The organism is Halomonas sp. SL18_1 (assembly GCF_055755715.1).
This window is the reverse complement of sequence record NZ_JBVTRK010000001.1, coordinates 106434-132177: the sequence shown is the minus strand read 5'-3', so window position 1 is coordinate 132177 and position 25744 is coordinate 106434. Positions and strand designations below refer to the sequence as shown.

Below are 25744 nucleotides of genomic sequence, written 5' to 3'. Positions count from 1 at the left end.
AGAGGCGGGAGTCGGCAGGGGAGAGGGGCAGCGAGGCGTATCGGGTAGGCTGTCAGGTCAGGCACCCGCCATGCGAGTGCCTGCCGTGGGCGTCAGGCCAGTTGAACGGGGATGGCGTTGCTGGTGTGGCTGACGTCGTTGCCCTCTTTGAGATAGACCAGGGCCGGCTGGTGGTCGTCGAGCTCCGCCTCGCTGTAGTGGCCGTAGCTGCAGATGATCACCCGGTCGCCGGGGCCGGCCAGGTGGGCGGCGGCGCCGTTGATGGAGATGACCTGGGAGCCCTCCTCGGCGCGAATCGCGTAGGTGGTGAAGCGCTGGCCGTTCTCGACGTTGTAGATCTGGATCTGCTCATTCTCGCGGATGCCGGACAGGTCCAGCAGGTCGCCGTCGATGGCGCAGGAGCCTTCGTAGTTGAGCACGGCGTGGGTGACGCGGGCCATGTGCAGCTTGGCCTTGAGCATGACGGTATACATGGTACGGAATCCTCTTGGTGTTACGGTACCGGCTGCGCACTCAGCGGTTCAGCGCGGTAGGGTCAGGGTCAGGTTGTCGATCAGGCGCGCGCCGCCCAGCTGGGCGGCGGCCAGCAGCACGGCGTCATGGGTGGTGTCGTTCACCGGCCCCAGGTCGGCGGCGCGCAGCTCCAGGTAGTCCGGGACAAAGCCCGCCTCACGGAGCTGCGCCTGGGCGGCGTCCAGTACGGCGGCGCTTGGCTCGCCGGCCTCCAGGGCGTCGCGGGCCTGGCACAGGGCACGGTAGAGCGTCGGGGCCCGGCGGCGCTGGTCGGCATCCAGGTAGCCGTTGCGCGAGGAAAGGGCCAGACCGTCCTCGGCGCGCACGATGGGCACCCCGACGATCTCGATGGGGAAGTGCAGGTCGGTGACCAGCTTGCGGATCACCGCGAGCTGCTGGTAGTCCTTCTCGCCGAAGCAGGCCACGTCGGGCTGCACCAGGTTGAACAGGATGCTGACCACCGTGGCCACACCGTCGAAGTGGCCAGGGCGAGCGCCGCCGCACAGCCCTTCGCTGACCTCGGGCACGCAGACGCGGGTCTGGTGAGCCAAGCCGCGGGGGTAGAGCAGCGAGGTATCGGGGGCGAACAGCAGGTCGCAGCCGGCCTCCTCGAGCTGTGACTGGTCCGCCTCCAGGGTGCGCGGATAGGCGTCGAGATCCTCGTCGGGGCTGAACTGCATAGGATTGACGAAGATGGTGGCGATCACTACCTCGGCCTGGCGCCGGGCGCTCTCCACCAGCGCCAGGTGGCCCTCGTGGAGGTTGCCCATGGTCGGCACCAGGGCGATGCGCTGGTCGCGGCGGCGAAACTCGCCAAGGGCCTCGCGCAGCGCGGGTATCTCTCGCAGGGTACGCATGGTGGACTCCTGAGCGTAACGCTAGAAACAGTGCGCCTCGGCCGGGAAGCGGCGCGCCTTGACCTCTTCGTGGTAGCGGCGGAAGGCGTCCTGGATGTCCTCGGCCTCGGCCAGGAAGTTCTTGACGAAGCGTGGGGTGCGGCCGTGGGTCACGCCTAGCACGTCGTGCATGACCAGGATCTGGCCGTCCACGTCGGGGCCGGCACCGATGCCGATCACCGGCACGTCCAGCGCCTCGCTCACCGCGCGGCCCAGGCTCGCCGGCACGCACTCCAGCAGGATCACCGAGGCGCCGGCCGCCACCAGGGTGCGAGCGTCCTCGAGAATCTGGGTGGCCCGCTCGGCGTCGCGCCCCTGCACCTTGTAGCCGCCCAGCTGGTAGACGGTCTGGGGCGTGAGGCCGAGATGGGCACAGACCGGCACGCCGCGGCGGGTCAGCTCGCGGATGCCGTCCGCCATCCAGGCCTCGCCCTCCACCTTGACCAGTTCGGCGCCGGCACGCATCAGCTCGCCGGCGTCCTGCAGCAGCCGCTCCTGGCTGGCGTTGCTCATGAACGGCAGGTCGACCATGAGCAGGCTGGCCTCTTTGCCGCGCGCCACGCAGCGGGTGTGGTAGCAGATATCCTCGAGGGTCACCGGCAGGGTGCTGGCGTGGCCCTGCAGGACCATGCCCAGGGAGTCGCCCACCAGCAGCACCTCGATGCCGGCCTCAGAGGCGGCCCGGGCGAAGGAGGCGTCGTAGGCGGTCAGGCAGCTGAAGGGCTCGCCGGCCTGCTTGCGGGCCCTGAGCGTGCTGAGGGTGACGGTTTTCATGGCGTGCTCTCGTGTTGTCCTGGGCGAACGGCCTGAGCCGCGGCGCCCGCATTGCGCGTGATTGTTACCAGAATGCGCTATCCGTGTCGATAGGTAACATCGCTTTCATCGCTTGGGGTAACGGGTAACACCTGCGGCCTCTCGGCTCGGGACAAGGCCGCCTTCAAGGCTGCCAGGCGGCGGCCGTCGGGTAGCCGCAGCGAGGGCGCTAGCTCGGCGAGCGGCTCCAGCACGAAGGCCCGCGCCGCCATCTCGGGATGGGGGACGCGCAGACGCGGCGTCTCGATGCATCGGCCGCCATACAGCAGCAGGTCCAGGTCCAGGGTGCGAGGTCCCCAGCGCCGCTGGCGCACCCGGCGATGGCGTTGCTCAAGGGCCTGCAACTGGTCGAGTAGCGCCAGCGGCGAGAGACGGGTCGCCAGGTGGGCCACGGCGTTGACGAAGTCGGGCTGGTCCTGGGGGCCGACCGGCGCGCTGATATAGAGGCGTGAGGCGCTGACCCGCCTAGTCAGCGGCAGCCGGTCCAGCGCCGCCAGCGCCTGCTCGACCTGCTGTCGGGGGTGTCGAGGTTGCTGCCCAGCCCCACGTAGGCGTCAACGGTCGGGGTCATGAGTTACCGGGCGGTGCACTGCGGCGACGCCGCTTGCGGGGACGTCGGCGCCGGGAACGGCCGTTGCCGCCCGGGGCGCTGTCCTGGGCCTTGCCGACCAGGCGCTGCTGGTCGTGCTCGTCGCCCTCCTGATAGGCGGTCCACCAGTCGCCGAGACCCGGCGGGATTTCGCCGGCAGCCTCGCGCAGCAGCAGGAAATCGTAGGCGGCCCGGAAGCGAGGGTGCTCGCGCGTCTGCTGGGCGCGCTTACCACTCCGCTTGGGCAGGCGCTGCTGCAGGTCCCAGATGTCACGCATCGGCAGGCTGAAGCGCTTGGGGATCGAGATGTGCTGAAGCTGGCGGGAAATGACCTGCTGGGCGGCGGCCTGCAGCGCGGGAATTGGTGGCATGCCGTCGGCTTCGAGAGCCGCCTGACGCTGCTGCACCGGCCCCCACAGCAGGGCCGCGAACAGGAACGCTGGCGTCACCGGACGCTCTTCCTGGATGCGCCGGTCGGTGCTGGCCAGGGCGGCTTCGATCAGCGGCTCGGCCCAGGGCAGCTCGGCCATGGCTTCCTCGGCCTCGGGGAAGAGCATGGCGAACAGGCCGTAGTGGCGCAGCTGGCGGAAGGTGTCGACACCGTGGCCGGCCATGAACAGCTTGAGAATCTCGTCGAAGAGTCGCGCAGGGGGGATCTGCAGCAGCAGCGGTGCCAGTTCGAAGATCGGCGCTTCGCTGGTCGGCGCGATCCGAAAGTCGAGCTTGGCGGCGAAGCGCACGGCGCGCAGCATGCGCACCGGGTCTTCCCGGTAGCGGGTCGTCGGGTCCCCGATCAGCCGCAGGGTGCGCGATTCGATGTCGTGAACGCCGTCGGCGAAGTCATGGATCGAAAAGTCGGCAATGCTGTAATAGAGCGCATTGATGGTGAAATCTCGGCGGATGGCGTCTTCCTGGATGTTGCCCCAGACGTTGTCGCGCAGCAGCAGGCCGTCCTCGGACTGCTGGGCGATATGGTCGCCATGATCGTCGCCCGGGCGGCCGCGGAAGGTGGTGACCTCGATCACCTCGCGACCGAAGCGCACGTGGACGATGCGAAAGCGCCGGCCGATGATGCGCGAGTTGCGAAACAGCTCGCGCACCTGCTCCGGGGTGGCATCGGTGGCGACGTCGAAGTCCTTGGGCATCTTGCCCAGCAGCGAGTCGCGAATGCAGCCCCCACCAGGTAAGCTTCGTAGCCGGCGTTGTGCAGGCGGTAGAGCACCTTCAGCGCCGGTTCGCTGAAGTGCTGGCGCGATACGGGGTGCTCGTTGCGCGGGATGATGCGGGGCCCGGCAACGCCGGCGGCGGCTTCCTCGGGGCCGAACAGCGACCTCAAGTGCTCGCCAGGGCTCTGCAGAAAGCGGGTAAATCCTTTGAACATGCGGCGATATCGACTCGCAGGGTGCGAAAGGGAGAGTGTAGCCGACCCCGAGACTTAGGGGAAACACCTTCGCGGCGGGCGCTGTCCTCCTGGAAGCGTGTCGGGCTCGAGCATGGTGGACGCGCACAGCAAAAGAGGAGACCCGTGGGCCTCCTCCGACAAGCTGAAAACGCTGCGTCCGTGCGGCTGTTTCTTCTTCGTGATGGCGCATCGCCTTGAATACGCACCACAGTCACCAAGGAATACACAGGCAAGCAGTGTTGTTGTGATTGTTGACGTTCCTGGTGGCGACCGTCTCGTATTCAAAACAATAATCCAACCACGACGGCAAGCTGAATTGCCTACCCTCGGCTTGTTGATGTTGTTGCCGAGGGCGCGCCTCTGCGGCCCTTGTTCTTGTTGGCGGCCGGTGTGGGCGCATCGCGTCCTGATGGATCCGGTACTTCGAGCTGTTGTTGTTGTTGCCTCGAAGGGCGGAAGCTGTGGGAGGGTGTCTTGTTGTTGTTGCGACTCCCGGTTCCGCTTCCACATCCTTTCTCGGCCCGACGTTATTGTTGTTGGTGCGGGCCCTGTCTCGCCTGGCCGCCTTGTTGTTGTTGTTGGCGCGGGTGACAGCCGGATGTTGTTTTCTTGCCCTAGATATTGCAGTCCGCGTGCCACATTGTTTTTTATCCTTTTAAGACAGCGCCTTATGGTTATCGGCTGGCGCGGCGTCGGCAAGCCCCCGGCGGAGTGTTACCCATCTTGCGCCACTAAGGGGCACCTGCTGTGTGGGAAGGTAACACCTGGTGCAATTCCCGCTTCGATGACCCAAAAAAAGCGCCCGAGGGGTTGGCCCCGGGCGCTTGGACATTGGTCGTAGGCTTCGTCTGGAAACTGGCTGCGCTCGCCGACTTTTCGGGCGAAGCCTAGAAATGGCTTGGCGGCCGGCACGCATCAGCCGCTGCTGCGCCGGGCCTGCTTCTTGCGTGGAATGCCCAGGCGCTGGCGTCGCTCCCACAGGCACTTGCGGCTGATGCCCAGCTTCTGGGCCAGCTCGGTCTCGCTCATCTGGTCCTGATGCTCCAGCACGAAATGCTGGAAGTAGTCCTCCAGCGACAAATCCTCGCTGCCGTCGTCCGGCTCGAGCTCGATCGACTCGGTCGCTCGGGCCGTGGGCTCGGCAACGGGGCGTGACGCGCCCGGGAGACTCGGACGCAGGCCCAGGTCGTCGGGGTGGATCAGATGACCTTCGGCTAGGATCACGCCGCGCTCCAGGGCATTTTCCAGTTCGCGGACGTTGCCGGGCCAGGGGTAGTCGCGGATCTCGCGGCGCGCGGCCCGGGAGAGCCGCAACCCTTCACGGTCGTGTCGGCGGCAGGCCTTGTCCAGGAGAACATCGGCGATGGTCAACACGTCTTCGTCGCGATCGCGCAGCGGCGGCAGGTCGATCTGCATCACGTTGAGGCGGTAGTAGAGATCGAGGCGAAACTCACCGGTCTTCGATAGGGCGCGCAGGTCGCGGTGGGTGGCGGCAATGAGGCGCACGTTCACATGCCGGGTCTCCACCGAGCCGATGCGGCGAATCTCGCCCTCCTGCAGCACGCGCAGCAGCCGCGCCTGAGCGTCCAGCGGCAGCTCGCCGATCTCGTCGAGAAGAGGGTGCCGCCGTCGGCGGCCTCGACCAGGCCGGTACGCGCCGCGCTGGCGCCGGTGAAGGCGCCCTTCTCGTGGCCGAACAGTTCGGACTCGATCAGCGTCTCGGGGATCGCCGCGCAGTTCACGCAGATCAGGGAGGCGCCGGCGCGCTTGCTCTGCTGGTGGATGGCCCGAGCCACCAGCTCCTTGCCGGTGCCCGATTCGCCCTGGATCAGCACGGTGACGTCGGCCGGGGCGGTCTTGCGAATGCGGGTATAGACCGCCTGCATCGCCGCACACTCGCCGATCATCTGCTGGCGGGTGCCGCCATCGTCGGTAATATCGGGGGCTCGGCGCGCTGCGAGGCCTGCTGATGCAGGACGCGGGCCACGGTCTCGAGCAGCTCATCGTGGTCGAAGGGCTTGGCCACATAGTCCACGGCGCCCTGCTTGAGGGCATCCACCGCCGAGCGCATGCTGGCGTAGCTGGTCATGATCAGCACCGGCACCGGGGCGGCGCGGGCGATCAGCTCGGTACCGGGGTCGCCGGGCAGGCGCAGGTCGCTGATCACCAGGTCGAAGCCCTGGGGCTCCTGGGCCAGGGCCTCGTCCACCGAGCCGGCCTCGCTGACCCGGTAGTCGTGGCGCTCCAGCAGGCGACGCAGCGCGGCGCGAATGATGGCTTCGTCTTCAACGATCAGAATTCGGCTCATCGGTCTCTTCACCATCCTGTCGTTCGGTGGGCAGCCACAGGCTGATGCGGGTGCCGCAGGAATGCCCGGGGGGCGGAGATTCGAGTTCGATCCTGCCATGATGCTCGGCAATGATGCTGTAGACCAGCGGCAGGCCGAGCCCGGTGCCCTCGCCCGGCGGCTTGGTGGTCGTGAAGGGCTCGAACAGGTGTTCACGGACGTGGGGGTCAAGGCCATGCCCCTCGTCGGTGACGGTCACCCGCAGCATCTCGCCGTCCGGCGCGGCATCGATGACGATGTGGCCGCCGGGCCGGCTGGCGTCCCGCGCGTTGCTGAGCAGGTTGATCATCACCTGTTGTAGCCGCTGGGCGTCGCCGATGGCTTCCAGCTCGGGGGGCAGAGGTTGTGATAGGCCACATCCTCGCCCGAGCGTGCCAGCTGGATCAAGTGCAGCGCCTCGTCGGTGACGGTGGCGATGGCGACCGGGGCGAAGCGGGTGCCGCCCACATGGCGTCCGCCGTGGGCGAAGCCCACCAGCGAACCGACGATGCGCGAGACGCGATCGGTGAGCTGCTGGATCTGAGTGGCGGTTTCCAGTACCTCGGGGTCGTCGGTGTCGTAGCGCAGGTTCTGGGCCAGCGAGGAGATCCCGGTGATGGGGTTGCCGATCTCGTGGGCCACGCCGGCCGCCAGCTGGCCGATGGAGGCCAGCCGGGCGGCGTGCACCAGCTCATCCTCGAGCCACTTCATTTCGCTGTGATCCTCGATCAGGATCACGGTGCCCCACGAATGTCGTCGTCCGCCTGGAGCTCGGCGCGGTGCAGGGTCAGGTAGCGGGTGCCGCCTTCCAGCGCCACCGGCTGCTTGTAGAGGTGGTCGTGCTGCTCGCCGAGCATTCGGCCGAGCAGCTCGCCCCAGGGGCGGGCAGGCCGTCGCGCCGGGCCCCGATCACGCTGGTGCCGTCGATGCCCGAGAGCTCGGCCAAGGCGTCGTTCCACATCAGCAGCTCATCGTCGACGCCGAAGGCGCATAGCCCCACCGGCAGCCGGGTGAGAATGCGGCGGTGGTAACGGCGCAGGCCGTCGAGCTCCCGAGCCAGGCCGGTGAGCCGCGAGCGGTAGGCTTCCAGGCGGTTCTCGACGAACTGGATATCGTCGGTGGGCTCCTGGCCGCCGCGCCGGTAGGGCAGCTGGCGGTCGACGATGTCCTGGGCCACCGAGGGGCCCATCAGCCCCGAGAGGTTGGCCTGGATGCGATCGCGCAGCCGGCGCAGCGCGTAGGGGCGGCCGTCCAGCGGCGAGAGTCCCAGGTCGGCCAGGGCGCGCTCCACTTCGCGCTCGGCTACCTCCTCGCCCAGGGCCGGGGCCAGGTGGCGCTTGAAGTCGGCGCCGGTGGTGGCCACCAGCGGCAGCCGCTTGGGCCGGATCACCGCGTCCACCGAGCACGCCTCGGCGGCGGCGCGCTCGCCGTCGGAGGTGTGGGTGGCCAGCGACACCAGAATGAAGACCAGGATGTTGGCGGCCAGCGACACCAGGGTCACCACGTACCAGTCAGGCTCGCCGGCGAGCCCCTCCAGCCCCGGCGGGATCACGATCCAGGGCGTCATGCCGGTGAGCAGCGGCAGCCACATGCCGACCAGCCAGATCAGGGTGCCGACGCAGAGGCCGGCGACCATCCCCTTGCGGTTGGCCCCCGGCCAGTAGAGCAGTGCCATCAGCCCCGGCAGGCACTGGGCCATGCCGACGAAGGCCGACAGCCCCAGCGGGGTGAGATCGTGGTGGACCCCCACGGTGCGATAGAACAGCCAGCCGCCGAGGATCACCGCGGCGATCAGCGCCCGGCGCAGCCAGCGCAGCCAGCGATAGAGGTTGTGCTGAGCGTCTGGCGGATGGGCCACCAGCAGCACGTGGTTGAGGATCATGCCCGACAGCGCCAGGGCGATGATCACCATGGTGCCGCTGGTGGCCGCCAGGCCGGCGATGAAGGCCAGCGCCCGGACCCACAGCGACTCCGAGAGGCCGAAGGCCAGGTAGGCGGCGCCGATCGTCTCGTCGCTGCCCAGGGACTGGCCGGCCCACAGGATCAGCGGCACCGGCAGTGCCATCAGCAGCAGGAACAGCGGCAGCGACCAGCTGGCCTGGAGCAGGGTGTGCCGCGACAGGGTTTCGGCGAAGGTGATGTGGAAGATATGCGGCATCAGCAGCGCCGCGGCGAAGAACAGCAGCAGCAGGGTGCGCCAGTGGGCCGGATCGGGCTGCACCACGCCGGCCTGGTAGGCCTGGCCGGGACCGTCGAGCCAGGCCTGCAGGTCGGCGGGGCCGTCGAAGACCCCGAACAGGGCGATGGCGCCCAGGGTCAGCATGGCGCCGAGCTTGACTACCGAGCCGAAGGCGATCACCGCCAGCAGGGTGTCGTGGCGGGCATGCTGGCGGCTGTGGCGGGCGCCGAACAGCATGGCGAGCAGTGCGATCAGGGCGCTGAAGGCCAGCGCCAGCAGCGCCGGCGAGGCCACGCCGCCGGTCATCAGGAAGATGGCGTCGCCCAGGGTCTGGACCTGCAGGGCCAGCAGCGGCAGCACCGCCAGCAGGCTGATCACGGTGATCAGGGTGCCGACCCAGCGCGAGCGGAAGCGGAAGGCGAACAGGTCGGAGAGCGAGGTGAGCTGGTAGGTGCGGGTCATGCGCTGGATGGGCACCAGCAGCACCGGCGCCAGCAGGAAGGCGCCGGCCACCCCCAGGTAGTAGGCCAGGTAGCCGTAGCCGGCGCTGGCGGCCAGCTCCAGGCTGCCATAGATCGCCCAGGCGCTGGCATAGACCCCCAGCGCCAGGGTGTAGACGGCAGGGTGGCGGGTGATGCGCAGGCTGATCCAGCCGCGCTCCACCGCCAGGGCGCACAGGAACAGCACCAGCAGGTAGCCGGTGCCCAGGGCGAAGACGCCGGCCAGGCTAGCGCTCATCGAGCTTCCTCTTCTGCTCCAGCCACAGCGTCAGGGCAATCAGCACGCCCCAGATGACGAAGGGGCGGTACCAGGCCACGCCGGGGCTCGACCAGCCGCTCATCAGCAGCGGCGAGAGCAGATAGCCGCCGAAGACCAGGAACAGCATGATGCGGTAGACGTACATGCGGGCGCCTCGCTCAGGCCGGTGGCGATGCCGTGGCATCGTCGTCGCGGGTGTGCCGGACCGGCTCGGGGTGAATGAGCGCCACGTCCCAGTGGGCCACGGCCCAGGCGAGCTGTTCGGCCACCGGGGCCCGGGCGAGCGCTTCGGGCGGCGCCTGATCCAGGGCCTGCAAGGCGGCGTGCAGCAGCGGGCGAACCGCGTCGTCGTCGGTGGGCAGCGGCGGCGCCAGGTTCTGCTTGGAGAGCTTCTGGCCGTCGGCTCCCAGGATCAGCGGCAGATGCAGGTAGCGAGGCTCGGGATAGCCCAGGGCGTGCTGCAGCTGGCGCTGCCAGGGGGTGTTGTCGAGCAGGTCGAAGCCGCGAACCACGTCGCTGATACCCTGTTCGGCGTCGTCCACCACCACCGCCAGCTGGTAGGCCCACAGGCCATCCTTGCGCTTGAGCACCACGTCGCCCAGGTCGGCGGGGTCGAAGCGCTGCTCGCCGAACAGCCGGTCCTGCCACACCACCGGCCGCAGGCCCAGGTCGCTGCGCAGCCGCCAGGCCACCGGCTTGCCGGGCTCGCGCACGCCCTCTCGGCACCAGCCGGGGTAGACGGGGTACTCGCGCCACTGCTTGCGCGAGCAGCTACAGGGATAGGCGAGCCCCCGGGCGATGAGCGCTTCGAGGGCGGCGCCGTAGGCCGGGTCGCGCCCGTGCTGCCAGGTCACCGGCCCATCCCAGTGCAGGCCGAATGCCTCGAGCTGCCGCAGGATGGCATCGGCGGCGCCGGCGGGGCAGCGCGGCGGGTCGATGTCCTCGATGCGTACCCGCCACTCGCCGCCGGCCCGGCGGGCGTCCAGGTAGCTGGCCAGGGCGGCGATCAGCGACCCGGCGTGCAGAGGGCCGGACGGCGTGGGGGCGAAGCGGCCGCGGTAGCGATTCATGGGCGACTCCGGTCGCACTGGGCCGGTATGCAAACGGGCACCCTGGGGTGCCCGTCGCGAGGGGAGCGGCAGCGCATCGGCTCAGCCGCCGAGCTGCTTTTCCTTGAGTTCCGCCAGGGTCTTGCAGTCCACGCATAGGGTGGCCGTGGGGCGGGCCTCGAGACGGCGGATGCCGATCTCCACGCCGCAGGCCTCGCAGAACCCGTAGTCGTCCTCGTCGATCTTCTCGAGGGTCTCGTTGATCTTCTTGAGCAGCTTGCGCTCGCGGTCCCGGGTGCGCAGCTCCAGGCTGAAGCCCTCCTCCTGGGTGGCGCGATCGGCCGGATCGGCGTAGTTGTTCGCCTCTTCCTGGAGGTGGCGCACGGTGCGGTCCACCTCCTCCATCAGTTCCTGTTTCCAGCCCAGCAGGATCTGTCGGAAGTGCTCCAGCTGCTGCTCGTTCATGTACTCTTCACCGGCCGCCGACTCGTACGGGGTGAACTTCTTGGGCGCTTCCGTCTTCTTGTCTGCTACTGGCATGGGACTGCCTCATTACTTGAGTGACTGCTGATCAATACCCGCCATGATGGGGTCAGGTATCTCACGCCAAAGGCATGCTTGTTTAGCTGAAAATGGCAGTGTTTGCAATACTGCCGCTCATCATTCCTTGGCGCTGCCAGCGTCCTTGGGCCGGTTCGGCATAGCATTTTCCCGCCGCCGGCCAAAGCCGCTAGAATGCGCCATTCAGCGACGCGGCACGCCCAGGCTTTCGGCCTCACGGCTTGGACCGCGCCAAATCGGAATTTGCACAGGAGTCCGCCATGTCGTGGAGTGCGCGAGTCGATCGGGTGGCCCCTTTCGTGTGATGAGCCTGCTGGAGACCGCCCAGGCTCGCGAGGCGGCGGGGCACGATGTGATCCACCTGGAGGTGGGCGAGCCCGATTTTCCACCCCCGCGCCGGTGGTCGCCGCCGGCCAGGCGGCCCTGGCCGCAGGGCATACTCGCTATACGCCGGCGGCGGGGCTGCCGGCACTGCGCGAGGCGATCGCCGGCCACTACGCCGAGCACTTCGGCGCTGAGGTCGACCCGCGGCGCATCCTGGTCACCCCCGGCGCCTCCGGGGCGCTGCTGCTGGCCAGCCAGCTGCTGGCGGGCCCCGGCGACCGGGTGCTGATGGCCGATCCCAACTACCCCTGCAACCGCCACTTCATGGCCCTGGCCGGCGCCGAAGTGGACGCCGTGCCGGTGGGCCCCGAGAGCGGCTGGCAGCTGGATGCGGCGCTGGTCGATGCCCATTGGCGCGACGCCACCCGCCTGGCCATGCTGGCCACGCCCTCGAACCCCACCGGCCATATGCTCGAGGCGGGCCAGCTCGGCGCGGTGGCCGAGACGGTGGCAGCGAAGGGTGGCCAGCTGCTGGTGGACGAGATCTATCAGGGGCTCTGCTATGACCTCGAGCCGCTCTCGGTGGCGGCGATCACCCCGGACGCCTTCGTGGTCAACAGCTTCTCCAAGTATTTCGGCATGACCGGCTGGCGGCTGGGCTGGCTGCTGGCGCCGGAGGCGGCGGTGGAGCCGCTGACGCGCCTGGCTCAGAACGTGTTCCTGGCCGCGTCCACCCCGGCCCAGCATGCGGCGCTGGCCGCCTTCACGCCGGAGTGCCGGGCCCTGCTCGAGACCCAGCGGCGCGAGCTGGGGCAGCGTCGGGATGCCCTGCTGGCGAGGCTGGCGCGCCTCGACCTGGCGCCTTCGCTGCCGCCCCAGGGGGCCTTCTACCTGTGGCTGGATATCTCCCGCTACAGCCATGACAGCCAGGCCTTCTGCCGGCGCCTTCTGGAGGAGGAGAACGTGGCGATCACGCCCGGGATCGACTTCGCCCTGAGCGGTGGCGAGCGCCATGTGCGCATCGCCTTCACCACCGGCATCGCCCGGCTCGAGGAGGCTGTGGAACGCCTCGAGCGCTTCCTGGCGCGCCTCTAGGCCATGGAGTACCCGACGCTCCTCCCGGGGTGCTGCGGCGGCGCTATAAGCGCTTTCTCGCCGAGGTGCGCCTCGATGACGGCCGCGATGTCGTCGCCCACTGCCCCAACACCGGCTCCATGCGGGCGGTCAATGTGCCGGGATGCAGGGTGTGGCTCGCGCCCAGTGACAACCCGGCGCGCAAGCTGGCCTGGACCTGGGAACTGATCGAGCTGCCCCAGCCCGATGGCAGCGTGGCGTTGGCCTCGGTGCACACCGGACGGACCAACCGCATCGTCGAGGAGGCGCTGTGCGCCGGCAGGGTCCCCGGGCTCGCCGGCTACACCACCCTCAAGCGGGAGACGAAGGTGGCGCTGGGTGACGGCAAGGCGTCGCGTCTCGACTTTCGCCTGGAGGATCCGGTGCGGGGACGGCCTTCGTGGAGGTCAAGCAGGTGACGCTGAAGGAGGCCGACGGGCACGGCGACTTTCCCGATGCGGTCAGCGAGCGCGGCCGCCGGCACCTGGAGGCCCTGGCGGCACTGGCCGCCGGTGGCGATCGCGCCGTGCTGCTGTTCTGCGTGGCGCATACCGGTATCGGTGACGTGGCCCCGGCGGCGCACCTCGACCCGGCCTACGCGGCGACGCTGCGCGAGGTGGCGGGAGAGGGCGTCGAGGTGCTGGCCCACGGCTGCGTGATCGAGCGACGCGGGGAGTTGCCCACCGCCATTCGCCTGGGCGGGGCGCTGCCGGTGTCGCTCGCGGGCCGGGCGCAGACGCTCGGCGTCGATTGAGCGGGCGAGCGTCGCCCGAGGCACCTTCCGGCGGGTTCAGCGGTTGATGTAGAAGCGCTGGATAAAATTGACGCTGGCCGGCTCCCGGTTGCGGTCGTAGCGCACGTCCAGTTCAAAACGCATCGGCTCGTCGTCATGAATGCGGAAGACGGCGATCTGCGAGATGCTGTCGCCGTCGCGGAGGCTGCGGAAGGAGAGCGGTGAGGCAGCCTGGCCGCCGATGTCGCCGACCTGGCCGTCGACCTGGGCGTTCACCGGGCGGGTGGAGCCGTCCTCGAGCTCCTCGAGCACGCTGACGTTGAGTACCGCCATGGCCGGGCTGCGCTGAATGTTGTGCTCGGCGGCGACCTCCTCGGTGAGAAAGCTGGTGCTCACGGCGCTGTAGTGGATCTGGTAGTTGTCGACCCGCTCGTACTGCTGGGCCTGGAGCGGCAGGGCCAGGCACAGCAGCGCCAGGCCTGTGGCCAGGCGGGCCAGAAGGGTTTGGTGATTCATGCTTGCTCCTCCCCTGATCGTGTTGTGCGCTGCCTGAATGCCGGCTGCGCTCGCCGACTTTTCGGACAACGCCTTGGCGGCGCGCCCTGACAGGCCGGTGGGCTCACTCCTGCCGTCGGCTGACGCGAAAGATGGCGATCTCGCCGAACAGGTTGGGCCACAGCCGCGAGGTCCAGTGCCCCTCGTGGTCGCGGATGCCCACCGCGCGGTCGGTGATGATCAGACCCTTTTCCCGGCACAGGTGTTCAAAGTCGTTGAAGGTCGACAGGTGAATGTTGGGGGTGTCGTACCAGGCGTGGGGCAGCGACTTGGAAACGGGCATGTAGCCGCGGATGCCGAGATGCACGCGGTGGCGCCAATAGGCGAAGTTGGGGAAGGTGATGATGCACTCGTCGGCGACCCGCAGCATCTCGTCGAGCATGCGGTCGGGCCGGCGCAGCGCCTGCAGCGCCTGGGTCATCACCACCAGGTCGTAGGTGTCGTCCTCGAAGTTGGCGAGCCCCTCGTCGAGGTTCTGTTCGATGACGTTGACCCCCTTGCCGACGCAGGCGGTGATGCCCTCCGGGTCGATCTCCAGCCCGTAGCCGGTGACTGCCTTGTGCTCGGCCAGCGAGGCCAGCAGGGTGCCGTCGCCGCAGGCCAGGTCGAGGATATGGGCGCCGTCCGGCACCCAGCGGTGAATCAGTTTCAGGTCGGCGCGCATCAGGCAGCTTCCTCCAGGCCCTGCTCCCGGGCCACGCGTGACATGAAGGCGGCGAACACCGCCTGGTAGCGCGGCTCGGGCAGCAGGAAGGCATCGTGGCCGTGGGGCGAGTCGATGTTGACGTAGCTGACCGGCTTGCCGGCGCGCACCAGGGCGTCGACCAGTTCCTTGGAACGCGACGGCGGGAAGCGCCAGTCGCTGGTGAAGCTCACCACCAGGAAGGGGCAGCGCGAAGGGGCGAGCGCCTTGGCTAGCACCCCGCCGTGGGCCGCGGAGGGGTCGAAGTAGTCGAGCGCCTTGGTCATCAGCAGATAGGTGTTGGCATCGAAGGAGTTGGAGAAGGTGTCGCCCTGGTAGCGCAGGTAGGACTCCACCTGGAACTCCACCCCGTAGCCGAAGTTGAGGTCCTCGCTGCGCAGGTCGCGACCGAACTTGCTGCCCATGGCGTCTTCCGAGAGGTAGGTGATATGGCCCACCATGCGCGCCAGCTTGAGGCCGCGGCGCGGCGCCGTGCCATGCTCGAGGTACCAGCCGTCATGGAACTCCGGGTCCGAGCGAATGGCCTGGCGAGCGACCTCGTTGAAGGCGATGTTCTGCGCCGAGAGCTTGGGCGTGGCGGCGATCACCACCGCATTGGCGATACGCTCGGGGTAGCTCAGCGTCCACTGCAGCACCTGCATGCCGCCCAGGCTGCCACCGATCACCGCGGCGAAACGCTCGATGCCCAGGCGGTCGGCCAGGCGGGCCTGGCTGTGCACCCAATCGCCCACCGTCACCATGGGGAACTCCGGCCCCCACAGCCGGCCGGTGTCGCGATTCTCGCTGATCGGGCCGGTGCTGCCGTGGCAGCCGCCCAGGTTGTTCAGCGAGACCACGAAGAAGCGGTTGGTGTCGATCGACTTGCCTGGGCCGATATGGGCGTCCCACCAGCCCGGCTTGCGCTCGTCGGCGTCGTGGTAGCCGGCGGCATGATGGTGCCCCGACAGGGCATGGCAGATCAGCACCGCATTGCTGCGCTCGGCGTTGAGGGTGCCATAGGTCTCGTAGACGAGGTCGTAGGCCGGCAGCGTCTTGCCGCAGGCCAGATCCAGGGGGTCGTCGAAGTGCGCCGTCTGGGGCGTCACCAGGCCGACCGAATCGCGGGGAAGCTCGGGCATTGTGTTATTCGGTGTCCAGTCGTGCGGGTGCGGCGTGGGCCCGGGCGTTACAGGCCGACCAGTGCGCCAGAGATGCCGGCGGCCCGGGTCAGGGAGCCAACCACGATACCATCGATGATGCTGATGGCGATGAAAACCACGATCGGTGACAGGTCGATCATGCCCAGCGGCGGGATGACCTTGCGCACCGGGGCCATGATCGGTTCCACCAGCTGCATGATCAGCAGCGCCCCGGGGTGGCTGGCGTTGGGCGCCACCCAGCTCAAGATGATCATCACGATCAGCGCGAAGAAGTAGATCTTGAGGATGGCATTGGCGATGGCCGCCACCGCGCCGATGGCGATGCCCGCCACCGGCGGCATGCCGAAGCCGGCGATCTGCAGAATCACCACGATGCTCACCGCCTTTAGCACGAAGGCGGCGGCCAGGGTCGCCATATCGAAGCGCCCCATCACCGGGCCGAGGAAGCCCTGGAAGGGACGCACCACCGGCTGGGTGATCTTGACCACCGATTGGCTGATGGGGTTGTAGTAGTCCGCGCCCGACGCCTGCAGCAGAAAGCGCAGCATCATCATGAAGATGTAGATATTAATCAGGGTGTTGATCAGCAGCAGACCGGCATTTCCCAGCTGATTGCCCATGGGGCCTCTCCTTGTTCGAAAAAAGCTTGCCGACTTTTCGGAAAAAGCCTAACGCGTGCCGAATTCCTCGGCCATCTCTCGGGCGCGGGCGGCGCAGGCGTCCATGGCGTCACGCATGATGTCGCGCAGCCCGGCCTGCTCGAGGTGCTCGATGGCACGCTCGGTGGTGCCGCCGGGCGACATCACGTTGCGCTTGAGTTGGGCCGGTGGCTGATCGCTGAGCTGCGCCATGCGTGCCGCCCCCAGCGCCGTCTGCAGGGCCAGGCGCCGGGCGGTGTCGGCGGGCAGCCCCTGCTGGACGCCGGCCTCTTCCATGGCTTCGAACATCAGGAAGAAATAGGCGGGGGCGCTGCCGGAGACGGCGGTGACCGCGTCGAGCAGCGCCTCCTCCTTGACCCACTCGACCAGGCCCACGGCCTCGAGCAGCCGGGTAGCCTCGGCGCGCTGCTCATCGCTGACGTCGGCGTTGGCGAACAGGCCGCAGGCGCCGGCGCCCACCAGCGAGGGGTGTTAGGCATGCAGCGGATCAGCGGCAGGCCGCCGCCCAACCACTGGTTCAGCGTCTCGGCATCGATGCCGGCGGCCACCGAGACGATCAGCGGGCGCAGACGCTGCAGGGTGTCGCGCAGGCTCTCGCAGACCTCGCGCATCACCTGCGGCTTGACCGCCAGCACCACCACGTCGGCACCTTGTACGGCAGAGGCGTTGTCGGTGTTGGTGCGAATGCCGTAGCGCTCATGGATCGGCGCCAGGAAGGCGTCGCTGGGCGAGGTGGCGGTGATGGCGGTGGCCGGATGGCCGTTGTCGATCATTCCGCCGATGATGGCGCTGGCCATGTTGCCGGCGCCGATGAAGGTGACTCTGCTGGCCATGCGATCTGTCCTTTCTCTGCTGTGAATCACGCCGGCCGGCGGCCGACGCGTAGGTGCCGTCATCGAGGCGAGCGTTCGCCGAAGATGGCCGTGCCCAGCCGCACCAGGGTGGCGCCCTCCAGGATGGCGGCTTCCAGGTCGCCGCTCATGCCCATCGACAGGGTGTCCAGCGGCGCCCCGGGAACCGTGCGCGCAGCGCCTCCTGGGCCTCGCGCAGCCGGGCATAGGGCCGCCGCTGAGTCGCCAGGTCGTCGGCCGGCGCAGGGATCGCCATCAGTCCGCGCAGGCGCAGCGATGGCAGCGCCAGCACCGCCTCGGCCAGCGCCGGCAGCGTGTCGAGGGTGACGCCCGACTTGCTCGCCTCGTTGCTGATATTGACCTGCAGGCAGACGTTGAGCGGTGCCATGTCGGCCGGGCGCTGATCGTTGAGGCGCCGGGCGATCTTCTCACGGTCGAGGCTGTGTACCCAGGCAAAATGCTCGGCGACGGCGCGGGTCTTGTTGGATTGCAGTGGGCCGATGAAATGCCACACGATATCCGTCAGGTCGGCCAGCTCGGCCTGCTTGTCGAGGGCCTCCTGGAGGTAGTTCTCGCCGAAGTCCCGCTGGCCCAGCTTTCGCGCCTCGCGAATCGCCGCTGCCGGCTTGGTCTTGCTGACTGCCAGCAAGCGTGCGTCGTCGTCGGCCCGCCCGGCGGCCGCCAGGGCCTCGGCCAGCCGTCGGCGTGCGGCCGCCAGCGAGTCGCGAAGTACGAGATCCGTCATCTCAGCCACACGAAGTTCGCCATGTCGAAAGGTCTGTCATACTAAGTGAAACCGTATCTGGGAGCAGGGGAAGTGCATGGATATTACCGAACTGCTGGCGTTCTCGGCAAAGCAGAACGCCTCTGACCTGCATCTGTCGGCGGGACTGCCGCCGATGATCCGCGTCGATGGCGATATTCGCCGGCTCAACGTGCCGGCCATGGAGGACCGCGAAGTCCGCAAGCTGATCTACGACATCATGGGAGATCGCCAGCGGCGCGACTACGAGGAGTTCTTCGAGACCGACTTCTCCTTCGAGGTGCCTGGGGTGGCGCGCTTTCGTGTCAACGCCTTCAATCAGGCCCGGGGTGCCGGGGCGGTGTTTCGCACCATCCCCAGCGAGGTGTTGACGATGGACGATTTGGGGCTCGGCGATGTCTTCCGGCGCCTCTCCCTGCTGCCCCGGGGGCTGGTGCTGGTGACCGGCCCCACCGGTTCGGGCAAGAGCACCACCCTGGCGGCGATGATCGACTACATCAACGATCATCGATACGACCATATCCTGACCATCGAGGATCCGGTGGAGTTCGTACACCGCAGCAAGCGCTGCCTGATCAACCAGCGCGAGGTGCACCGCGATACCCACGGCTTCGCCCCGGCACTGCGCAGCGCGCTGCGCGAGGACCCCGACGTGATCCTGGTCGGCGAGCTCCGTGACCTGGAGACCATTCGCCTGGCGCTGACCGCCGCCGAGACCGGCCACCTGGTCTTCGGTACCCTGCATACCACCTCGGCGGCCAAGACCATCGACCGGATCATCGACGTCTTCCCCGGCGAGGAGAAGGCTATGGTGCGCTCGATGCTCTCGGAGTCGCTGCAGGGGGTGATCGCCCAGACCCTGCTCAAGCGCCAGGGGGCGGCCGGGTCGCCGCCCACGAGATACTGATCGCCACCGCGGCGGTGCGCAACCTGATCCGCGAGGACAAGGTGGCGCAGATCTATTCCGCCATCCAGACCAGCGGCAATCTGGGCATGCAGACGCTGGATGCTTCCCTGGCCAAGCTGGTCAGCGACAACGTGGTGGCCAGGGAAGAGGCCCAGGCGCGTGCCAAGAGTGTGCTGACGCCGTAAGCAACCGACCATCACCCAGGGGAGCCGCTAGATGACCGCACGCGAATGGCTGGAACAGCTGCTGGGCATCATGTCCCAGAAGGAAGCCTCGGACCTGTTGATCTCGGTGCAAGCGCCGCCGACGCTGAAGATGGCCGGCAAGTTGACCGCGCTGGGCGACCAGCGGCTGTCGGTGGAGCAGGTGCGGGAGCTGGTCTACGCGGCGCTGCCGGAGGGATTCAAGGAGCGCTTTCACCGCGAGCGGGAAGCTGAACTTCGCCTTGAGCCTCTCGGGGCGAGGGCGCTTTCGCGTCAGCGCCTTCCAGCAGCGCAACCAGATGGCCATGGTGATCCGCCGCATCGCCTATGACATCCCGCACCTGGAGGAGCTGTCGCTGCCGCCGGTGCTGGGTGAGCTGGCCAACATCAAGCGGGGCCTGGTATTCGTGGTAGGCGGCACCGGTACCGGCAAGTCGACCACCCTGGCGTCGATGATCCAGCAGCGCAACGAGACCATCGGCGGCCATATCATCAGCGTCGAGGACCCCATCGAGTATGTCCATCCCCACAAGAAGGCAATCATCAACCAGCGGGAAGTGGGAATCGATACCGACTCCTTCGAAGTGGCGCTGAAGAACACCCTGCGGCAGGCGCCGGACGTGATCCTGATCGGCGAGGTGCGCACCCGCGAGACCATGGAGCACGCCCTGACCTTTGCCGAGACCGGCCACCTTTGCCTGGCCACCCTGCACGCCAACAATGCCAACCAGGCGCTGGATCGGATCATTCACTTCTTCCCCCATGAGCGCCACGAGCAGATCTGGCTCGACCTGTCGCTGAACCTGCATGCCATCGTCGCCCAGCAGCTGCTGCCCACCGTGGACGGCGGTCGCTGCCCGGCCATCGAGGTGCTGCTGCGCACCCCGCTGGTGGGCGACCTGGTGCGCAAGGGCGATGTCGGGGAGATCAAGAACGTCATGAGCCGCTCCCGTGACCTCGGCATGCAGACCTTCGATCAGGCGCTCTATGAGCTGTTCAAGGCGGGGAAGATCAGCGAGGAAGTGGCGCTGGTGCATGCCGATTCCGCCAACGACCTGCGCATGATGATCAAGTATGGTGACGAGGGCAGCGATGCCCTGGCCAAGGCGCAGGACAGCGCGCAGCGGCTGTCGCTGCGCGATGAGGACGACTTTTAGGTTCTTCGCACTTTAGCGTGAACATGTTTGGCAGGTTTGATGGTGGGAGGCCGGCTCTGCCGGGCGAAGGCGCCGGAGGCGCTCCATGGGTAGCGCTGCGCGCTACTTCGCGAGCTGAAGTCGAGGCGTCGAACCGTCCCTCCCACATAGCCTGTTCACGCCAGTCTGCGAAGAACCGAATTTTAGGGAGCGTAGACGCCGCCGAGCACCCTGGGGCCGGCGGCGCCGGTGACCGCGGGCAGGTTGCCGGGCAGGCCGGCGAGCCGCCGCCACGCCAGCCAGGCGAAGGCGCCGGCCTCCAGCCAGTCGGCGGGCCAGCCCCAGTCGGCGCTGGCGATTAGCGGCGTGTCGGGCAGGTGGCGTGCCAGCCGATCCAGCAGGTGGGGGTTGTGGGCGCCGCCGCCGCAGGGGATCAGGGCCGCCGGGCGCGGCGCTCCGTAGCGTTCGCGTGCCATCTCCACGCCCAGTGCCACGCTGGTGGCGGTCAGCTCCGCCAGGGTGGCCTGGACGTCGGCGGGCGCTTCGTTTCCGGTTAGCTGGCGCGCCAGCCAGTCGAGATGAAAGACCTCGCGGCCGGTGCTGCGCGGCGGCGGGCGATGGAAGAAGGGCTCGGCGAGCAGTCGCTCTAGCAGGGCCTCGTCCACCTGCCCCGAGGCCGCCCAGGCGCCGTTGGCATCGAAGCGCCCGCCGCAGTGACGGGCGTGCCAGGCGTCCAGCAGCACATTGGCCGGGCCGGTATCGAAGCCGGTCACCTCGGCGTCGTGGTCGGCCGGCGGCAGGAGTGTCAGGTTGGCGAAACCGCCCAGGTTGAGTACCAGCCGCCACGCGCCCTGGTGGCGGAACAGCGCTTCGTGAAAGGCGGGTGCCAGGGGGCGGCCTGCCCGCCGGCGGCCAGGTCGCGGCGCCGAAAATCGGCCACCACCCGGCAGCCGGTCAGCTCCGCGAGCAGGCTCGGGTTGTCCAGCTGCAGGGTATAGGCGGGGCCGCCAGCGTGTCCCCAAGGGGCATGTTCGATGGTCTGGCCGTGGCTGCCGATGGCGGCAATGGCCTCGGGCCGCGAGTCGCTGGCGTCGAGCAGCCGCGTCACCGCCTTGGCCTGCAGACGGCAGAAGGCATCTTCGGCGGCGGCCAGGACGGCAAAGTCGACATGCTCGGCCTGGCACAGTGTCAGCAGCTGCTGGCGTAGCGTCTCCGGCATGGGTTCGGCGTGGCTGGCCAGCAGCCTTGCCTGGCCTGTCGATACGACCTGGACCAGGGCGGCGTCGATGCCGTCCAGGCTGGTGCCGGACATCAGGCCAATGAACAGTGACATGCGCTTTATCTCCCGTGACCGCGGCCCCTCCGCGAAGCCTCAAGTCATGCTACCATCCTGCCCCATTCGATGGACCCTGCCCGCAGGGCCGAGCAACCGATTTGCCGTGGAGTAGGAGACGATGAGCGATGTCGCGAGCGCGCTGGCGCTGCTGCAGCGTGGTACCCAGGAAATCCTGATCGAGGATGAGCTCAAGAAAAAGCTCGACTCCGGTCGCAAGCTGCGGATCAAGGCGGGTTTCGATCCGACGGCGCCGGACCTGCATCTGGGCCATAGCGTGCTGCTGACCAAGATGCGCCAGTTCCAGGACCTCGGGCACGAGGTGATCTTCCTGATCGGCGACTTCACCGGCCGCATCGGCGACCCTACCGGCAAGAACGTCACTCGTAAGCCGCTCACCGAAGAGGAGGTCAAGGCCAATGCCCAGACCTATCGGGAGCAGGTGTTCAAGATCCTCGACCCCGACAAGACCGAGGTGCGTTTCAACTCGGAGTGGTTCTCCTCGATGAGCGCCGCCGACATGATCGAGCTGGCCGGCCAGAGCACCGTGGCGCGGATGCTCGAGCGCGACGACTTCGACAAGCGCTATGCCTCCGGCCAGCCGATCTCGATCCACGAGTTTCTCTACCCGCTAGTGCAGGGCTACGACTCGGTGGCGCTCGAGGCCGACGTGGAGCTCGGCGGTACCGATCAGAAGTTCAACCTGCTGATGGGACGCGAGATCCAGAAGCACTTCGGCATGGAGCCGCAGGTGGTCATCACCATGCCGCTGCTTGAGGGGCTCGACGGCGTGCAGAAGATGTCCAAGTCCTTGGGCAACTACGTGGGCGTCGACGAAGCGCCGGGCGCCATGTTCAACAAGCTGGTCTCGATGCCCGACAGCCTGATGTGGCGCTATTTCGAGCTGCTCTCCCTCAAGGCAAACGAAGAGATCGAAGCGCTCAAGCGAGACGTCCAGGCCGGTGCCAACCCCCGCGACATCAAGATGGTGCTGGCCCGCGAGCTGATCGGCCGCTACCACGGCGAAGAGGCGGCTGCCAATGCCCACCGGTCGGCGGGAAACCAGCTCGCGGAGGGGGAGCTGCCTGAGGACCTGCCGGAGGTTGAGGTAGAGTTCGAAGGCAGCGCCCAGGCGCCGATCGCCGCGGTGCTCAACCGCTCGGGGCTTGCCAGCAACAGCGCCCAGGCCAAGGACATGCTGGGCAACGGCCGGGTCAAGGTGGATGGTGACGTGGTGGCCAAGGATGCGATGCTTGATACCGGCAAGAGCTACGTGATTCAGGCGGGGAAGAAGCGCTACGCCCGCGTCATCATCAAGTAAGTTGCCCTTTGGCAGATTCTGCAGCGCCCGCCTCGTGCGGGCGCTGTCGTCTCTGCCCGGGGCGCAAAAGCATCCACAGGGGGTTGTCTCTGAGCACCTGTGGACAGGTTCGCTGTCTTCGTCTCGCCATGCCCGGGTCAGGCGCCTGAAATATTTGGCTCTTCGCCTTTGGCGTGAGGTGAGCATGTTTGGCAGGTTTCATGGTGGGAGGCCGGCTCTGCCGGGCGAAGGCGCCACAGGCGCCCCATGGGTAGCGCTGCGCGCTACTTCGCGAGCTAAAGCTCCCTCCCACAGGGCAATTTCACGCCAGTCTCCGATGAACCGAATATTTTTACAGCCGCCCCTTGCAGGGGCGGGGAAAGCCTTAAAGTACGCATCCGCTGCCGGCAACGGGCAACGTTGCAGGCGGTGACAAGAGTGGTAAGTGGTTGTCTCGCTTTGGGTTTTTCGAATCGCTTCGCAAAGTTCCGACTTGACGCCCGCGGCGGATTCGGTAGAATACGCCCACTCGACACAGAGGCCCGTCAGGGGCTCTGAGCGGCCACCAGCAACGCTGGGCTTCGACGCCACGCTCACAGCAGTGAGGCAGCGAAGAGAGTTGACAAGCTCAGCCGGGTCAGTAGAATACGCCTTCCTCGCAGGGCGCTGGCGAGGCCGGAAGCTCCGGTCACGACAGCAAGCGAGACGCTCCGCTCCTCGGGTTGAAATTGAGGGGAGTCAGGGGCCGCTCTTTAACAATCGATCAGGTAATTCATGTGGGCGCTTGTCGATGAGGTGGTGAGAAGTCACACCATTATCAAGGCAAGCGACTCGTCAAAGGCTTTCGGGTCTTTTTGAGAACGTTTGAACCTTGAGCCAAGTTTGGTTCGCTTCCTCCCTCGGGAGGGCAAGAACTATATGATCTTAAACTGAAGAGTTTGATCATGGCTCAGATTGAACGCTGGCGGCAGGCCTAACACATGCAAGTCGAGCGGAAACGACGGGAGCTTGCTCCTGGGCGTCGAGCGGCGGACGGGTGAGTAATGCATAGGAATCTGCCCGGTAGTGGGGGATAACCTGGGAAACTCAGGCTAATACCGCATACGTCCTACGGGAGAAAGCAGGGGCTCTTCGGACCTTGCGCTATCGGATGAGCCTATGTCGGATTAGCTAGTTGGTGAGGTAATGGCTCACCAAGGCGACGATCCGTAGCTGGTCTGAGAGGATGATCAGCCACATCGGGACTGAGACACGGCCCGAACTCCTACGGGAGGCAGCAGTGGGGAATATTGGACAATGGGGGCAACCCTGATCCAGCCATGCCGCGTGTGTGAAGAAGGCTTTCGGGTTGTAAAGCACTTTCAGTGGGGAAGAAGGCTTTCGGTTAATACCCCGGAAGAAGGACATCACCCACAGAAGAAGCACCGGCTAACTCCGTGCCAGCAGCCGCGGTAATACGGAGGGTGCGAGCGTTAATCGGAATTACTGGGCGTAAAGCGCGCGTAGGTGGCTTGATAAGCCGGTTGTGAAAGCCCCGGGCTCAACCTGGGAACGGCATCCGGAACTGTCAGGCTAGAGTGCAGGAGAGGAAGGTAGAATTCCCGGTGTAGCGGTGAAATGCGTAGAGATCGGGAGGAATACCAGTGGCGAAGGCGGCCTTCTGGACTGACACTGACACTGAGGTGCGAAAGCGTGGGTAGCAAACAGGATTAGATACCCTGGTAGTCCACGCCGTAAACGATGTCGACTAGCCGTTGGGTCCTTCGCGGACTTTGTGGCGCAGTTAACGCGATAAGTCGACCGCCTGGGGAGTACGGCCGCAAGGTTAAAACTCAAATGAATTGACGGGGGCCCGCACAAGCGGTGGAGCATGTGGTTTAATTCGATGCAACGCGAAGAACCTTACCTACCCTTGACATCGTGCGAAGTTTCCAGAGATGGATTCGTGCCTTCGGGAGCGCACAGACAGGTGCTGCATGGCTGTCGTCAGCTCGTGTTGTGAAATGTTGGGTTAAGTCCCGTAACGAGCGCAACCCTTGTCCCTATTTGCCAGCGATTCGGTCGGGAACTCTAGGGAGACTGCCGGTGACAAACCGGAGGAAGGTGGGGACGACGTCAAGTCATCATGGCCCTTACGGGTAGGGCTACACACGTGCTACAATGGTCGGTACAAAGGGTTGCCAACTCGCGAGAGTGCGCTAATCCCATAAAGCCGATCTCAGTCCGGATCGGAGTCTGCAACTCGACTCCGTGAAGTCGGAATCGCTAGTAATCGTGAATCAGAATGTCACGGTGAATACGTTCCCGGGCCTTGTACACACCGCCCGTCACACCATGGGAGTGGACTGCACCAGAAGTGGTTAGCCTAACTTCGGAGGGCGATCACCACGGTGTGGTTCATGACTGGGGTGAAGTCGTAACAAGGTAGCCGTAGGGGAACCTGCGGCTGGATCACCTCCTTAAACGACATATCGCCGCCTCGCGGCAAGTGCTCACAATGAATTACCTGATCGGCCAGAGCAAAGACTGTTTGGGTCGCGGACCCAGTGGTTAGCCGGGTCTGTAGCTCAGTTGGTTAGAGCGCACCCCTGATAAGGGTGAGGTCGGCAGTTCAAGTCTGCCCAGACCCACCAAATTTGCGTGATACGTCGTTGAAAGACTCCTCGTGTAGCAGGCTACACGTCGTCGTCTTTCGCCTAGTCTCACACAAATTACATTTCTCGTGGTTTTATCACAAAGAGATGTTGAAAGGGGCCATAGCTCAGCTGGGAGAGCGCCTGCCTTGCACGCAGGAGGTCAGCGGTTCGATCCCGCTTGGCTCCACCATCTTCTCAGCCTTAAGCCGTAAGCTTGAAGCTGTAAGAAAACCCCATCAAAACAGTCTGATGTCAGCGCTAAGCTATAAGCTTTGACGACACTGCAAGGTGTTGACTTAAAG

16 protein-coding genes, 2 tRNA genes, 1 rRNA gene and 10 pseudogenes are annotated in these 25744 nt (G+C 66.7%); 8 read left to right on the top strand and 21 right to left on the bottom strand.

The features are described from left to right. Positions 1-92: 92 nt before the first annotated feature. The 14 genes and pseudogenes from panD to dksA all read right to left on the bottom strand — a co-directional run bounded on the left by panD (position 93) and on the right by dksA (position 11066). On the bottom strand, positions 93-473 hold the full coding sequence (gene panD / locus ACSJDS_RS00675) for an aspartate 1-decarboxylase (RefSeq protein WP_473031685.1): 381 nt from the start codon (positions 471-473) through the stop codon (positions 93-95). Between the two features lie 48 nt (positions 474-521). Beyond that, complete coding sequence (gene panC, locus ACSJDS_RS00670) at positions 522-1370, bottom strand: pantoate--beta-alanine ligase (protein WP_473031684.1); 849 nt, start codon at positions 1368-1370, stop codon at positions 522-524. Between the two features lie 21 nt (positions 1371-1391). After that, entirely contained in the window at positions 1392-2183 is a 792-nt protein-coding gene (panB, locus tag ACSJDS_RS00665; protein WP_473031683.1) for a 3-methyl-2-oxobutanoate hydroxymethyltransferase, read from the bottom strand. Positions 2184-2260: 77 nt separating this feature from the next. Then, positions 2261-2793: pseudogene (gene folK / locus ACSJDS_RS00660) on the bottom strand (2-amino-4-hydroxy-6-hydroxymethyldihydropteridine diphosphokinase). Continuing rightward, positions 2790-4192, bottom strand: a pseudogene (gene pcnB / locus ACSJDS_RS00655) (polynucleotide adenylyltransferase PcnB). The pseudogenes folK and pcnB overlap by 4 nt, the downstream one beginning before the upstream one ends. A gap of 936 nt (positions 4193-5128) precedes the next feature. Then, positions 5129-5629, bottom strand: coding sequence for an AAA-type ATPase lid domain-containing protein (locus ACSJDS_RS00650; RefSeq protein ID WP_473034943.1), 501 nt, complete (start codon positions 5627-5629; stop codon positions 5129-5131). Positions 5630-5680: 51 nt separating this feature from the next. Beyond that, positions 5681-6099 (bottom strand): annotated as a pseudogene (locus ACSJDS_RS00645) (sigma-54 factor interaction domain-containing protein); the annotation flags it as partial. A 17-nt stretch (positions 6100-6116) separates the two neighbouring features. After that, positions 6117-6521, bottom strand: a complete 405-nt coding sequence (locus tag ACSJDS_RS00640; protein ID WP_473031682.1) for a response regulator — start codon at positions 6519-6521, stop codon at positions 6117-6119. Then, on the bottom strand, positions 6499-6849 hold the full coding sequence (locus ACSJDS_RS00635) for a sensor histidine kinase (protein WP_473034942.1): 351 nt from the start codon (positions 6847-6849) through the stop codon (positions 6499-6501). The genes ACSJDS_RS00640 and ACSJDS_RS00635 overlap by 23 nt, the downstream gene beginning before the upstream one ends. Continuing rightward, positions 6849-7277 carry a histidine kinase dimerization/phospho-acceptor domain-containing protein gene (locus ACSJDS_RS00630; protein ID WP_473031681.1) on the bottom strand — a complete coding sequence of 143 codons (429 nt, stop codon included), beginning with the start codon at positions 7275-7277 and terminating at the stop codon, positions 6849-6851. Before ACSJDS_RS00630 ends, ACSJDS_RS00635 begins: the two co-directional genes overlap by 1 nt. Before the next feature lie 49 nt (positions 7278-7326). Then, a complete protein-coding gene (locus tag ACSJDS_RS00625) occupies positions 7327-9456 on the bottom strand; it encodes an SLC5/6 family protein (RefSeq protein ID WP_473031680.1) in 2130 nt (709 codons plus the stop codon). Continuing rightward, positions 9446-9622: a hypothetical protein gene (locus ACSJDS_RS00620; RefSeq protein WP_167119311.1), complete on the bottom strand. Its 177-nt coding sequence runs from the start codon at positions 9620-9622 to the stop codon at positions 9446-9448. Before ACSJDS_RS00620 ends, ACSJDS_RS00625 begins: the two co-directional genes overlap by 11 nt. A 13-nt stretch (positions 9623-9635) precedes the next feature. Beyond that, on the bottom strand, positions 9636-10547 hold the full coding sequence (gene gluQRS / locus ACSJDS_RS00615; protein WP_473031679.1) for a tRNA glutamyl-Q(34) synthetase GluQRS: 912 nt from the start codon (positions 10545-10547) through the stop codon (positions 9636-9638). An 81-nt stretch (positions 10548-10628) separates the two neighbouring features. After that, complete coding sequence (gene dksA / locus ACSJDS_RS00610; RefSeq protein ID WP_238978710.1) at positions 10629-11066, bottom strand: RNA polymerase-binding protein DksA; 438 nt, start codon at positions 11064-11066, stop codon at positions 10629-10631. 281 nt (positions 11067-11347) lie between these two features. Between dksA and ACSJDS_RS00605 the strand changes: the two are divergent. Continuing rightward, positions 11348-12506: pseudogene (locus ACSJDS_RS00605) on the top strand (pyridoxal phosphate-dependent aminotransferase). A gap of 29 nt (positions 12507-12535) precedes the next feature. Next, a pseudogene (gene sfsA, locus ACSJDS_RS00600) lies at positions 12536-13278 on the top strand (DNA/RNA nuclease SfsA). Between the two features lie 36 nt (positions 13279-13314). Here sfsA and ACSJDS_RS00595 read toward each other — a convergent pair. The 6 genes and pseudogenes from ACSJDS_RS00595 to ACSJDS_RS00570 all read right to left on the bottom strand — a co-directional run bounded on the left by ACSJDS_RS00595 (position 13315) and on the right by ACSJDS_RS00570 (position 17909). Then, complete coding sequence (locus tag ACSJDS_RS00595; RefSeq protein ID WP_473031678.1) at positions 13315-13773, bottom strand: DUF4426 domain-containing protein; 459 nt, start codon at positions 13771-13773, stop codon at positions 13315-13317. 103 nt (positions 13774-13876) lie between these two features. Then, complete coding sequence (metW, locus tag ACSJDS_RS00590; protein ID WP_473031677.1) at positions 13877-14476, bottom strand: methionine biosynthesis protein MetW; 600 nt, start codon at positions 14474-14476, stop codon at positions 13877-13879. Further along, complete coding sequence (gene metX / locus ACSJDS_RS00585) at positions 14476-15633, bottom strand: homoserine O-succinyltransferase MetX (protein ID WP_473031676.1); 1158 nt, start codon at positions 15631-15633, stop codon at positions 14476-14478. Before metX ends, metW begins: the two co-directional genes overlap by 1 nt. A gap of 47 nt (positions 15634-15680) precedes the next feature. Continuing rightward, complete coding sequence (locus ACSJDS_RS00580) at positions 15681-16274, bottom strand: YggT family protein (protein ID WP_473031675.1); 594 nt, start codon at positions 16272-16274, stop codon at positions 15681-15683. A gap of 48 nt (positions 16275-16322) precedes the next feature. Beyond that, positions 16323-17146 (bottom strand): annotated as a pseudogene (gene proC / locus ACSJDS_RS00575) (pyrroline-5-carboxylate reductase). Positions 17147-17205: 59 nt separating this feature from the next. After that, positions 17206-17909, bottom strand: a pseudogene (locus ACSJDS_RS00570) (YggS family pyridoxal phosphate-dependent enzyme). A gap of 76 nt (positions 17910-17985) precedes the next feature. Here ACSJDS_RS00570 and ACSJDS_RS00565 point away from each other — a divergent pair. After that, positions 17986-19019: pseudogene (locus ACSJDS_RS00565) on the top strand (type IV pilus twitching motility protein PilT). Between the two features lie 31 nt (positions 19020-19050). Next, a pseudogene (locus ACSJDS_RS00560) lies at positions 19051-20194 on the top strand (PilT/PilU family type 4a pilus ATPase). Between the two features lie 182 nt (positions 20195-20376). On the opposite strand, the pseudogene ACSJDS_RS00555 reads toward ACSJDS_RS00560, so the two are convergent. Further along, positions 20377-21506: pseudogene (locus ACSJDS_RS00555) on the bottom strand (anhydro-N-acetylmuramic acid kinase). Positions 21507-21627: 121 nt separating this feature from the next. On the opposite strand from ACSJDS_RS00555, the gene tyrS reads away from it, so the two are divergent. The 4 genes from tyrS (at position 21628) to ACSJDS_RS00535 (ending at position 25632) form a co-directional block, all read left to right on the top strand. Continuing rightward, positions 21628-22827, top strand: coding sequence for a tyrosine--tRNA ligase (tyrS, locus tag ACSJDS_RS00550; protein ID WP_473031674.1), 1200 nt, complete (start codon positions 21628-21630; stop codon positions 22825-22827). Between the two features lie 905 nt (positions 22828-23732). Then, positions 23733-25268 (top strand): 16S ribosomal RNA (locus ACSJDS_RS00545). Between the two features lie 94 nt (positions 25269-25362). Then, positions 25363-25439 (top strand) — tRNA-Ile (locus ACSJDS_RS00540). Positions 25440-25556: 117 nt separating this feature from the next. Further along, positions 25557-25632, top strand: a tRNA-Ala gene (locus ACSJDS_RS00535). Positions 25633-25744 lie beyond the last annotated feature (112 nt).